Origin of the sequence: Phycicoccus elongatus Lp2 (assembly GCF_000367525.1) — a bacterium.
In the GTDB taxonomy this organism is placed as follows: domain Bacteria; phylum Actinomycetota; class Actinomycetes; order Actinomycetales; family Dermatophilaceae; genus Phycicoccus_A; species Phycicoccus_A elongatus.
Window position 1 is genome coordinate 607,588 of record NZ_HF570956.1, and the last position, 11,829, is coordinate 619,416.

12 protein-coding genes and 1 tRNA gene are annotated in these 11,829 nt (G+C 69.5%); 2 read left to right on the plus strand and 11 right to left on the minus strand.

From position 1 onward, the window contains the following. The 5 genes from BN10_RS02845 to BN10_RS02865 all read right to left on the minus strand — a co-directional run bounded on the left by BN10_RS02845 (window position 1) and on the right by BN10_RS02865 (window position 1,999). Window positions 1-73 (minus strand) — tRNA-Ala (locus tag BN10_RS02845). A gap of 82 nt (window positions 74-155) precedes the next feature. Next, window positions 156-812 carry a histidine phosphatase family protein gene (locus tag BN10_RS02850; protein WP_010849656.1) on the minus strand — a complete coding sequence of 219 codons (657 nt, stop codon included), beginning with the start codon at window positions 810-812 and terminating at the stop codon, window positions 156-158. Then, window positions 809-1,189 carry a ribosome silencing factor gene (gene rsfS / locus BN10_RS02855; protein ID WP_010849657.1) on the minus strand — a complete coding sequence of 127 codons (381 nt, stop codon included), beginning with the start codon at window positions 1,187-1,189 and terminating at the stop codon, window positions 809-811. Before rsfS ends, BN10_RS02850 begins: the two co-directional genes overlap by 4 nt. Next, a complete protein-coding gene (gene nadD, locus BN10_RS02860) occupies window positions 1,186-1,791 on the minus strand; it encodes a nicotinate-nucleotide adenylyltransferase (protein WP_084310888.1) in 606 nt (201 codons plus the stop codon). The genes rsfS and nadD overlap by 4 nt, the downstream gene beginning before the upstream one ends. Continuing rightward, complete coding sequence (locus tag BN10_RS02865) at window positions 1,784-1,999, minus strand: hypothetical protein (RefSeq protein WP_040750854.1); 216 nt, start codon at window positions 1,997-1,999, stop codon at window positions 1,784-1,786. Before BN10_RS02865 ends, nadD begins: the two co-directional genes overlap by 8 nt. Window positions 2,000-2,624: 625 nt before the next feature. Here BN10_RS02865 and BN10_RS02870 point away from each other — a divergent pair. After that, window positions 2,625-3,602 carry a glycosyltransferase family 2 protein gene (locus tag BN10_RS02870; protein WP_010849660.1) on the plus strand — a complete coding sequence of 326 codons (978 nt, stop codon included), beginning with the start codon at window positions 2,625-2,627 and terminating at the stop codon, window positions 3,600-3,602. Here BN10_RS02870 and BN10_RS02875 read toward each other — a convergent pair. Next, the gene (locus BN10_RS02875; RefSeq protein WP_010849661.1) at window positions 3,587-4,903 is read right to left on the minus strand and encodes a glutamate-5-semialdehyde dehydrogenase; all 1,317 of its coding nucleotides are present in this window, start codon (window positions 4,901-4,903) and stop codon (window positions 3,587-3,589) included. The two genes, BN10_RS02870 and BN10_RS02875, sit on opposite strands and share 16 nt — an antisense overlap. A 95-nt stretch (window positions 4,904-4,998) precedes the next feature. Between BN10_RS02875 and pdxY the strand changes: the two genes are divergently transcribed. Continuing rightward, window positions 4,999-5,853 (plus strand): pyridoxal kinase PdxY, encoded by an 855-nt coding sequence (gene pdxY, locus BN10_RS02880; protein ID WP_010849662.1) that lies wholly within the window; start codon window positions 4,999-5,001, stop codon window positions 5,851-5,853. Window positions 5,854-6,142: 289 nt separating this feature from the next. Here the strand turns inward: pdxY and proB are convergent, their stop codons facing one another. The 5 genes from proB to BN10_RS02905 all read right to left on the minus strand — a co-directional run. Continuing rightward, the gene (proB, locus tag BN10_RS02885) at window positions 6,143-7,273 is read right to left on the minus strand and encodes a glutamate 5-kinase (RefSeq protein WP_010849663.1); all 1,131 of its coding nucleotides are present in this window, start codon (window positions 7,271-7,273) and stop codon (window positions 6,143-6,145) included. Window positions 7,274-7,278: 5 nt separating this feature from the next. Then, window positions 7,279-8,799, minus strand: a complete 1,521-nt coding sequence (obgE, locus tag BN10_RS02890) for a GTPase ObgE (RefSeq protein WP_010849664.1) — start codon at window positions 8,797-8,799, stop codon at window positions 7,279-7,281. A gap of 148 nt (window positions 8,800-8,947) precedes the next feature. Then, window positions 8,948-9,217 carry a 50S ribosomal protein L27 gene (gene rpmA / locus BN10_RS02895; RefSeq protein ID WP_010849665.1) on the minus strand — a complete coding sequence of 90 codons (270 nt, stop codon included), beginning with the start codon at window positions 9,215-9,217 and terminating at the stop codon, window positions 8,948-8,950. Window positions 9,218-9,249: 32 nt separating this feature from the next. Continuing rightward, entirely contained in the window at window positions 9,250-9,555 is a 306-nt protein-coding gene (gene rplU / locus BN10_RS02900) for a 50S ribosomal protein L21 (protein WP_010849666.1), read from the minus strand. Between the two features lie 101 nt (window positions 9,556-9,656). Beyond that, window positions 9,657-11,829: Rne/Rng family ribonuclease (locus BN10_RS02905; RefSeq protein ID WP_051369609.1), on the minus strand; the 2,173-nt coding region annotated here is incomplete at its 5' end.

An 11,829-nucleotide genomic window follows, 5' to 3' on the forward strand; every position in this document is an offset into this window, starting at 1 on the left:
TGGAGCTGAGGGGATTCGAACCCCTGACCCCCTCCATGCCATGGAGGTGCGCTACCAACTGCGCTACAGCCCCGTATCGGGTTGTCCCCGTGGGGACTGCGTTACTTTATGCGACGCAGCGGCGCCCGGCCAAATCGGCCCGGCACCCGCCGGGGTCACGGTGGCGGCGACCCTGCGACGGTCTCGACGAGCCCGGCCGAGACGTTCCAGGTGATCAACCGCCAGCCGTGGTTGCCCTGCTCGAGTTCGGCCCAGTGGCAATTGCCGAAGCTGCCGAGGATCCGCCAGGCGAGGGCGAGATCGAGATCGAGAAGGGCGGCCGCGACCGCGCGAGCCGCCGCCCCATGGGTCGAGACGACCACGCACTCCCCCGGTGCCATCGAGGCCACGAGGTCGTCGAGACCTTCCCGCACACGCACGAGGACATCGCCCATCGACTCGCCGTCGACACCACGTTTGATGTCTTCGCCGCGCAGGACGGCCGCCCGCTCCTCGGGGAACCTGGCGCTCACCTCGGTGTTGTCCATCCCCTGCCATTGGCCGGCGTGGATCTCCCGAAACCGAGGGTCCAGGCTCAGTGGTATGCCGCCCGCTCGCGCCACGGCCTGAGCCGTCACGGCCGCACGGCGCAGGTCGGAGGAGACGATTCGCGAAGGTCCGAGCGCCATGACCGCCGGACCGCACGCCTCTGCCTGCGCGAGCCCCCGCTCGGAAAGTTCGGTGTCGAGTTGTCCCTGCCAGATGCCGGCCGCGTTGTGGTCGGTCTCGCCGTGGCGCAGGATGATGATCCGCCGCTGCGCCGTGCTGCTCACCGGCCGCCCTGTTCGGTGCCGACGGCACCGAGGTCGAGCGCCGGGCAGTCCTTCCAGAGCCGCTCGAGTTCGTAGAAGGCGCGCTCCTCGTCGTGCTGGACGTGGACGACGATGTCGCCGAAGTCGATGAGCACCCACCGACCCTCGCGCTGGCCTTCACGGCGAAGGGGCTTGGACTTGAGGTCGCGCAGGACGTCCTCGATCTCGTCGACGATGGCGCCGACCTGTCGTTCGGACTCGGCCGAGACGATGACGAAGACGTCGGTGAGAGCCAGATGTTCGGAGACGTCGATGCCGACGATGGTGGTGGCCAACTTGTCGGCGGCCGCGGCAGCGGCGGCACGGGCAAGGTCGAGGGCGCGGTCGGTGGCGGTCACACTTCTCCTTCGGGCCGATAGAGCCCGTACTTGTTGATGTACTGGACGACGCCATCCGGGACGAGGTACCAGACCGGCTCTCCCGCGGCGACCCGATCACGGCAATCGGTGGACGAGATGGCCATGGCGGGCACCTCCTGCAGGTGGACCCGGTCAGCGGGCAGGCCGTCCTCGGAGAGCTCATACCCGGGTCGGGTGACGCCGATGAACTCGGCGAGGTCGAAAAGGTCCTCGGCGTCCTTCCAGGACAGGATCTGGGCGAGGGCGTCCGCGCCGGTAATGAAGAAAAGGTCGGCGTCGGGGTGCTGGGCCCGCAGGTCTCGCAGCGTGTCGATCGTGTAGGTCTTGCCGCCACGCTCGATGTCCACCCGACTGACGGTGAAGCCCGGGTTGGAGGCCGTGGCGACGACCGTCATGAGGTAGCGATGCTCGGGCAGCGAGACCTCGCGGCCTTCCTTCTGCCAAGGCTCACCCGTCGGGACAAAGGTGACCTCGTCGAGGTCGAAGAGGCTCTGCACCTCCGAGGCGGCGACGAGGTGGCCGTGGTGGATCGGGTCAAAGGTGCCACCCATCACCCCCAGGCGGCGACGACGCTCAGTGATGGCGGTCGACCGTGCCCTGGTCGGCTGCGTGCTCAGCGCCGTGGGTCTGCGACGGTGGGACGTGCTTCTGGTGGTTGTTGCGGAACGCCCAGGTCACCGCGAGCAGAAGCGCGAAGAAGACCAGCGCCAGCAGACCATAGGAGGTGGCCGGCATCGGGAGGTCGTGGCCGGCTTCCTCGGCGATCAGGGACAACACGTTCGACGTCATGGCCAACAGCCTACCGGTGGACTCGCGCGGTCCACGATGTGACAACCCGGCCCGTTCTTTGTCCACGAATTTCATCCACAGGCATGTGGACATCCGGCATTTCCGCAGGTCGCCCTGTGGACAGTGTGTGTGCCACCTGCGGACCCACACCATGGACTGAGACAATCGGCCAACCCGCTTGCAAGGCAACGGATCTGGGACTACAAAAGACCCACAGCCCATCCCGAGATGTCAGGTGAGAGCCCTGACCGGGGACGGGCGAGGTCGATCGGAAAACGGGTGCGTCATCCCGTCCGGCACGCGGCTCTCAGGGCCCTCTGCCGGGTGTGGACGCCAGTGTTCTCTGGATGGTGGCAACCGCGAGCGACGTCGCGGGGTCGCGCCCGCGCCCGACGACCCGAGTCGAAGTTCGGTCCTTGGGGCCGACGCCATCGTCGTATGGCAATCGACGGGGGCCTTGCCCCCCGACGACGGACCGGCTCGAGGGTGACGAGTCTCGCGCTCGTCGCGTAGGGCCCCCGATCTCATACATCGGGGGCCCTTCCCACACCCCTTGCTCGCACGCACGCCTGGTTCACGGCTGATTCACCGTGGAGGGTCAGCCCGGGCACCTACGCTGTCTGCCATGCCCTTCCCCCACCTGAGCATCGTCATCCCGATGTTCAACGAGGAGGCCGTCCTCCCGCTGCTGGCCGACCGCCTCCGGCCGCTCGCGGACGCGATGGTGGCCGACGGGGTGTGCGCGGCATACGAAATCGTGGCGGTCGACGATGGCAGCACCGACGCGACGCCGGTTCTCCTACAACGCCTGCGGCGCACGTGGCCAGAGGTGCGCGTGCTCCGTCTGCGGGCCAATGCCGGTCACCAGGCGGCCATCTCCGCCGGACTGGCCCGGGCGCGCGGTGACTACGTCGTCACGCTCGACGCCGACCTGCAGGACCCGCCCGAGGTGATCCGCGAGATGCTCACGATCGCCCGGACCGAGGGCGTGGACGTCGTCTACGGGGTGCGCACGGATCGCACCACGGACTCCGGCTTCAAACGGTGGTCGGCTCGCACCTTCTATCGAGCCCAACGAGCACTCTCCAGTGTCGACACCCCGCTCGACGCCGGGGACTACCGACTGATGTCACGGGCGACCGTCGAGGCCGTCAACGCCCTCCCGGAGCACCACCGCGTCCTGCGCTTCGTGGTGCCTGCCCTTGGTTTCCCCTCGGCAACGGTGGGTTATCGACGGGCCGAGCGGGCGGCCGGCGAGAGCAAGTACCCCTTGGCTCGCATGCTGAAACTCTCCGTCGACTCGGTCACTGGCTTCTCGCTCACGCCCCTGCGCTTCGCGACCTGGCTGGGGCTGATCGGTGGTCTGGCCGCACTGGCGATCCTGGTCTTCGCGCTCGGCTCGCGCCTGGCCGGCCACACCCTCCCCGGCTGGACGTCGACGGTCGTCATCGTGTCGGCCGTGGGCGCTGTCCAGTTGTTGGCCCTGGGCATCCTCGGCGAGTACGTCGGGCGCATGTATGCCGCGATGCAGGGTCGGCCCACCTACTTCGTCGCCCATGACTCGCTCGGTGAGCCGGAGCAAGCGCCTCAGGACCGCGTCTGACCGTCACCCTCGACGATCCACTTGGTGGTCGTCAGTTCCGGCAGCGCCATCGGGCCGCGGGCGTGCAACTTCTGGGTCGAGATCCCGATCTCGGCGCCGAAGCCGAACTCGCCTCCGTCGGTGAAGCGGGTGCTCGCGTTGACCATGACCGCTGCGGCGTCGACTTCGGCGACGAAGCGGCGAGCCGCAGCACGATCCTCGGTGACGATTGCCTCGGTGTGGCCCGACCCGTGCCTGCGGATGTGGTCCATGGCGGCGTCCAGGTCGTCAACGACCCGCACATTCATCTCCAAGGAGTGCCACTCGGTCGAGAAGTCGGCCTCGGTTGCCTCGGCGTAGGGGATGTCGACCGCGCGCGCCACGACCTCGGAGCGGTTCCCGAGGTGGAGCGTGACCCCGGCCTCGTGGAGCGCGGTGAGGGCCCGGGGCAGGAAGGTGCCGGCGACGTCCTCGTGGACCAGCAGGGTCTCGGCGGCATTGCAGACGCTCGGGCGGTGGGTCTTGGAGTTCAGCGAGATGGCGAGCGCCTTGTCGAGGTCCGCGGCCGCGTCGACGTAGACGTGACAGATGCCGATGCCGGTCTCGATGACGGGAACCGTCGACTCGGTGACGACCGACTGGATCAGGCCCGCTCCCCCGCGCGGGATGAGCAGGTCGACCTCTCCCCGGGCCGTCATGAGTGCGCGCACGGCTCCGTGCCCTCCCTCGAGGAGGGCCACTGCGTCCTCGGGGAGGCCGAGGTCTGCCAGACCCTTGCGCAGCACCTCGACCAGCGCGACATTCGTGCTCGCCGCCGCGGACCCGCCACGCAGGATGACCGCATTGCCGGACTTCAGTCCCAGTGCTGCGGCGTCGACGGTGACATTCGGACGGGCCTCGTAGATCATGCCCACGACCCCCATGGGCACCCGCACCTGGCGGATCTGCAGACCGTTGGCCAGGGTCGAGCCGCGGACCACCTCACCGACCGGGTCGGGTAGGCCGGCCACATCGCGCATAGCTTGCGCGACGGCGGCAACCCGATCGGCGTCGAGGCGCAGACGGTCCTGCAGGCCCTGCGGCATACCGTCGGCCACGCCGCGTGCGAGGTCCTCGCCGTTGGCGGCGACGATCGCCTCGGTCGACGCCTCGAGGGCATCGGCGAGCGCGCGGAGCGCGCGGTCCTTCTCCGCTCGGGAGAGCTGAGCCAGGACGAGCGACGCTCGGCGAGCGGCGCGAGTCAGTGTCGTGACCTGCTCCCGGTCGGCATGCTCGATGCCGGCCGTGCGTTCGCTCGGGTGGTCGGTCGTGCGGTCCGTCATGGCGCCAGTATCCCTTGCGTCCGCGTGAAGCGCTGCCATGGCAACGCTTCACGCGGACGCATGGGGTCGACTGCTGGGCGCGGCATACTTGGTCGGTGACCACGATCCTGTCCATCCAGTCCTCTGTCGCCTACGGCCACGTGGGCAACTCCGCCGCCGTTTTCCCGATGCAGCGACTGGGCGTCGAGGTCTGGCCGGTCCACACGGTCCACTTCTCCAACCACACGGGGTATGGCGCCTGGCGCGGCCCGCTCCTGGCTGCGGAGGACGTGCGCGAGGTCATCACCGGGATGGGTGAGCGGGACGCCTTCGGCGAGGTCGACGCCGTGCTCTCCGGCTACCAGGGAGGCACCCAGATCGGCGACGTCATCCTGGGAGCCGTGCAGCAGGTCAAGGCCACCAACCCGGACGCGATCTATGCCTGCGACCCGGTGATGGGCAACGCCAAGTCCGGCTGTTTCGTCCACCCCGACATCCCCGTGCTGTTGCGCGAACGGGTCGTGCCCAAGGCCGACCTCATCACGCCCAACCAGTTCGAGCTCGGCTTTCTCACCGACACCGAGCCGGGCGATCTCGAGTCCACGCTCGCCTCGGTCGACGCGGCTGCGGCAATGGGTCCCTCGACGGTGCTCGTCACCTCCGTGCTGCAGCCGGACCGCCCGGCCGACACCATCGAGATGCTGGCCGTCCACGGCGACGGCGCGTGGATCGTGCGCACCGAGCACCTGCCGATCAAGGTCAACGGCTCGGGAGATGTGACCGCTGCGCTCTTCACCACCCACCTGCTGCAGACCGGGGATCCGGCTCTCGCACTGGGTCGCACGGCGTCCTCGGTCTGGGACCTGGTCAAGCGCACCCTCGACTCGGGGCGACGCGAGCTCCAGCTCGTGCAGAGCCAGGAGCAGATCGCGCACCCGCGGATGCAGTTCGAGGTCGAAAAGGTCCGCTGAAGGGCCCCGAAGTCCTCATCGTTGCCGGCGAAGTAGCCGGACCACTCGTCATAGATTGTGCGCCCGAGGATGACGTCGGTCACCGGAGCAAGCGCCTTGCCCATCGCCTCGCCCCCCTCTGGTCCGAAGCGGTCGAACTGGAAGAGGTTCGGGCTCTCGACGACGCCGTCGGCCGAGCTGAACAGATGGGCGGTGACCTTGCGCATGCACTCTCCTCAGGTGGTGGATCGAGCCTATGCCCGGCCGCCGACAGCGCACCCCTCGGAGTCTCGAACGCCGGAGATCTGGGTCAGAGGACTGCGAGATCGTCGCGGTGGATGACCTCGCGCTCGTAGTGCCCGCCGAGCTCGCGGGCCAGGTCTTTCGTGGATCGCCCGAGCAGGCGGGGCAGGTCGGAGGACGAGTAGTTGACCAGGCCCCGCGCCACCACTCGACCATCGGGCGCGCAGACGTCGACCGGATCACGTTCGGTGAAGCGTCCCTGCACGGCGGTGATGCCGGCGGGCAGCAGCGATTTGCGCCGGACCGTCACGGCCTCGACCGCGCCCTCGTCGAGCAGCAACCGGCCGCGGGGGGTGGTCGCGAAGGCGATCCAGCGCTTGCGGGACGCCCGGGCGGCGTCGACGGGCGCGAAGAGGGTGCCCACCTCGTCACCGACGAGCGCACCACGTGCCTGCGGTAGGGATGTCAGAACCGTCGGTATGCCGGCCGCACCCGCGATGCCGGCGGCCTCCACCTTCGTGGCCATGCCGCCACTGCCGACATGGGATCCGGTCCCGCCGATGAGCACGCCGGCCAGGTCCTCCGGTGACCCCACGAATGGGATCGGCTGCGTGCCCTCCTGGGAAGGTGGCCCGTCGTAGAGCGCGTCGACATCGGTGAGCAGGACCAGCCCGTCGGCACCGGCGAGGTCAGCGACGAGGGCGGCGAGCCGGTCGTTGTCGCCGAACCGGATCTCGTGGGTGGCGACAGTGTCGTTCTCGTTGACGATCGGGACGATGCCCAGCTCCAGCAACTTCTCCAGCGTGCGCTGGGCATTGGTGTAGTGCGCGCGGCGGGTCACGTCGTCAGCCGTGAGCAGGACCTGCCCGGTCGTCAGGCCATAGATGCCGAAGAGGTGCTGATACGCCGCGATGAGCGCACCCTGGCCGACAGACGCGGCGGCCTGTTGGGTCGCCAGGTCGCGCGGCCGCTTCTTGAGTCCCAGCGGCCCGATGCCGGCCGCGATCGCTCCCGAGGACACGAGGACGACCTGGTGCCCGTCGAGGCGGCGACGGGCGAGCAGGTCGACGAGCCGGCTCACGGCCAGCATGTCGATGGCCCCACCTGCCGAACTCGTCAGCGACGAGGACCCGACCTTGACCACGACGCGGCGCGCGTCGGCGAAGGCGCGACGAAGGGCGGGGGCGCGCGACGGCATACCGCTCAGTCCTCGTCGGGAGTGGCCCAGTGGCCGGCACGCCGCTCGGCGGCGAGTTCCTCGCGAGCCGCGGTCTGGCCGTCCTTGCGCGCGTGGAACTCCTCGCGCTTCTCGCGGCGGGTGGCGCGGCCGTAGTCCTCGAGGCGGACATCGGTGCCGCGGGGGCCGGAGAGGATCTCGGCCCCGGCGGTCATGGTCGGCTCCCAGTCGAAGACGACCGCGTTGTCCTCCGGACCGATGAGGACCGTCGAGCCGGGCACCGCGCCGGCCCTGAAGAGGGCCTCCTCGACGCCGAGCCGCCCGAGCCGGTCGGCAAGGTAGCCGACCGCCTCGTCGTTGCTGAAGTCGGTCTGGCGCACCCAACGGGTCGGCCGGTCCCCGACGATCCGGAAGGTCTCGCCCTCCGGGCCGTCCTCGCGCTTGATCGTGAAGCCCTGGTCGTCCACGGCCTTGGGCCGGATGACGACGCGGGGCCGCTCGAGGACCTCACGCTCGAGCTCGGCACGGGCCTGGTCGACGTGGCGGGCGAGGGAGTAGATGAGTTCCTTCAACCCGAGATGCGCGACCGCGGAGACGATGTGCACCTCGAGGCCGCGAGCCTCCAGGTCGGGTTTGACGAACTCGGCGAGTTCACGCGCCTCGGGGACGTCGGCCTTGTTCAGGACGACGATGCGCGTGCGCTCGGCGAGCGGGCGGCCACCGAGCGTCGCGTCGGGGACATAGGCGGCGAGCTCGGCCTCGATGACGTCGAGGTCGGTCATCGGGTCGCGTCCGGGCTCGAGGGTCGCGCAGTCGACGACATGCACGAGCACCGAGCAGCGCTCGACGTGGCGCAGGAACTCCAGGCCCAGGCCACGCCCTTCGCTCGCGCCGGGGATGAGGCCGGGCACGTCGGCGATCGTGAACCGCTGGTTGCCGGCGGTGACGACGCCGAGGTTGGGGACCAGGGTCGTGAAGGGGTAGTCGGCGATCTTCGGTTTGGCCGCACTGACGACGCTCACGAGGGAGGACTTGCCCGCGCTCGGGAAGCCGACGAGGGCGACATCGGCCAGGGACTTGAGCTCGAGGATGATCTCACGGCTCTCCCCGGGCTCGCCGAGCAGGGCGAAGCCGGGCGCCTTGCGGCGCTTGGACGCCAGTGCCTTGTTGCCCAGGCCGCCGCGACCGCCTCCGGCGACGGTGAAGGTCATGCCCTCCCCGACGAGGTCGGCGAGGATCTCTCCCTCGCGCGTCTTGACGACGGTGCCCTCGGGGACCTTGAGGACGAGGTCCTCGCCGTTGCCGCCGTTGCGTTCGTCGCCGGCGCCGGGGCGACCGTTGTCGGCCTTGCGGTGCGGGGTGTGGTGGTAGTCGATGAGCGTCGTCGTGTTGAGGTCGACGGCAAGGACGACTGACCCGCCGTGGCCACCGTTGCCCCCATCGGGGCCCCCGAGCGGCTTGAACTTCTCCCGCTTGACGCTCGCCACGCCGTGCCCACCATTGCCCGCCGTCACCTGGAGGACGACGCGGTCGACGAAGCTCGCCATCTGCCGATCCTCCTGGTCGGTTGTGGTCGACCTTCGCTGTCCACCAGCAAAGGTCAGGAGTGGGTATGCCGTGAGGGGCGGGCCGATCGTGGCCCGCCCCTCACGTGTGGTTCGTGATCCGCGGCGCGTTCAGCCCCGCGGCCTGACGTCACTCGGCGGCAGCGGCCACCGGCGCGACGACGTTGACGACCTTGCGGCCGCGCTTGGTGCCGAACTCGACGTTGCCGGCGACGAGCGCGAAGAGCGTGTCGTCGCCGCCGCGGCCGACGCCGTCACCGGGGTGGAAGTGCGTGCCGCGCTGACGGACGATGATCTCGCCGGCGCCCACGAGCTGGCCGCCGAAGCGCTTGACGCCGAGTCGCTGTGCGTTGCTGTCACGACCGTTGCGGGTCGAGGACGCACCCTTCTTGTGTGCCATGTCTGGTTCCTACCTCAGAGAAGTCGTGGGGCTCAGGCGTCGATCGCCGTGATCTTGACCTGGGTGAGCGGCTGGCGGTGGCCCTGACGCTTCTTGTACCCGGTCTTGTTCTTGTACTTCATGATCGTGATCTTCGGGCCCTTGGCGGGCTTGACGACCTCGGCCTTGACACTCACCTTGGCGAGCTTCTTGGCGTCCGAGGTGACGGTCGAACCGTCGACCACGAGAAGCGGGGTCAGGTCGATGCTGTCGCCGACTGCACCCACCTTGTCGATGAGGAGGACATCGCCGACGGAGACCTTCTCCTGGCGACCGCCTGCGCGCACAATCGCGTACACGGTAGAACTCACTTTCCTTGTCTGGAGCGCGCTCTGGTCAAACCGGCAGACAGCGACCCTGCGAGCAGGACGTCGGACGGTGGGCGCACCGACTGTCCAGTCTACGGGCTGGCCGTGGGGGCGGCCAAATCGCCGGCAGGTGGCCCGGCCGGCGCCACGACCCTCCCGCGACGGCGTTTGGGACGGACGACCGGCTTCTCGAGGTCGTGGGCAACGGCCTCGGCAACGGCCTCGGCGGTGTCGACGACGTCGGGAGACGCCTGGGCCGGCTCTGCGTCCACAGCGAGGGCGGGTGTGACCTCGAGAGCCTCGGATGCGTCGACGCTGCCACGCTGCTCATCGATCGACGAGGAGACGTGCTCGTCCCCGTCGACCTCGTGCACCTCCTCCGCAGGGATGTCCTGGCTGTCGGCGACGGGGGCCGGAGCCGCCGTCATCACGGCTGCGGCGTGCGCCGCGGCCGCGATCTGGGCTGCGGTCGGGCCGCTGGGCTTGCGGGCGGCTTCGGCGGTGCCACTGCCCGCTCCCCCACTGCCGTTGGCGCCCGAATCCGACCGACCACGAGCACGCCCTCGCGAGCCGCTGCCGGCGCCCGGGGTCTGGACGGGGCCGCTGTCCCCGCGCTTGTCGATCGGCTCGGCGTGGACGATGATCCCGCGCCCGGAGCAGTGCTCGCAGCTCTCGGAGAAGACCTCGATCAGCCCGGAGCCGACCCGCTTGCGGGTCATCTGCACGAGGCCGAGCGAGGTGACCTCGGCGACCTGGTGCTTGGTGCGGTCACGCCCCAAGCACTCCAGGAGGCGACGGACGACGAGGTCACGGTTGGACTCCAGGACCATGTCGATGAAGTCGATGACGATGATGCCGCCGATGTCCCGCAGCCGCAGCTGGCGCACGATCTCCTCGGCCGCCTCGATGTTGTTCTTGGTGACCGTCTCCTCGAGATTGCCGCCCGAGCCGACGAACTTGCCGGTGTTGACGTCGACGACGGTCATCGCCTCGGTGCGGTCGATGACCAGTGAGCCGCCGGAGGGCAGCCACACCTTGCGGTCCATCGCCTTGGCGATCTGCTCCTGCACCCGGTGGAAGGTGAAGAGGTCCTCCTCGGACGTCCAGTGCGAGAGCCGTTGCGCGAGGTCGGGCGCGACGTCCTCGACGTAGTCGCTGACCTCGGACCAGGCGCGGTCCCCCGAGACGACGAGGGAGCTGAAGTCCTCGGTGAAGATGTCGCGGATGACCCTGACGGTGAGGTCGGGCTCGCCGTGCACGAGCGTGGGGGCCCCGCCGGAGCCGGCCTTCTTGGCGGACGCCTTCTCGGCTTTCGAGCTGATCTTCTCCCAGGCCTTGGTCAGCCGCTCGACGTCGGCACGCAGCTCCTCCTCGCTCGCCCCCTCGGCCGCCGTCCGCACGATGACGCCGGCACTGTCAGGGACGATCTCCTTGAGGATCGCCTTCAGGCGCGCCCGCTCGGTGTCCGGCAGTTTGCGGGAGATGCCGGTCATCGACCCCTCGGGCACATAGACCAGGAACCGCCCCGGCAGGCTGATCTGGCTGGTCAGGCGCGCGCCCTTGTGCCCGATCGGGTCCTTGGTCACCTGAACCAGCACGGTGTCCCCGGACGACAGCGCGTTCTCGATCCGCTTGGCCTGATTGACCTCCAGGCCAGCGGCGTCCCAGTTGACCTCACCGGCGTACAGCACGGCGTTGCGGCCCTTGCCGATGTCGACGAACGCGGCCTCCATCGACGGCAGGACGTTCTGGACGCGGCCGAGGTAGACGTTGCCCACCATCGTCGTCGCGGTTTCCCGCGAGACGTAGTGCTCGACGAGAATTCCGTCCTCGAGCACACCGATCTGGGTGCGGTCCTCGTGCCCGCGCACGACCATGACCCGGTCCACGGCCTCGCGGCGAGCCAGGAACTCGGCCTCGGTGATGATCGTGCGTCGGCGACCGGCCTCGCGACCCTCGCGGCGGCGCTGCTTCTTGGCCTCCAGCCGGGTCGAGCCCTTGACCGCCGTCGGCTCGTCACGGGTGCTGCGCGGGGCGCGCACGCGCGTCACGGTGCCGGGCGGGTCCTCGCCTGCCTCGGAACTGGTGCCGCTGCGGCGACGGCGACGACGGCGCCTGCTCGAGTCACGCGACGACTCCTCGGCCGAGTCATCGGCCTCGATGTCGCTGTCCTCGGACTCGGTGTCGGCCTCCTGGGCCGAGGTCGGCTCCGCGTCGGCGGATGCGTCGGATTCCTCGGCCGCCCGACTGCGACGGCCGCGGCCG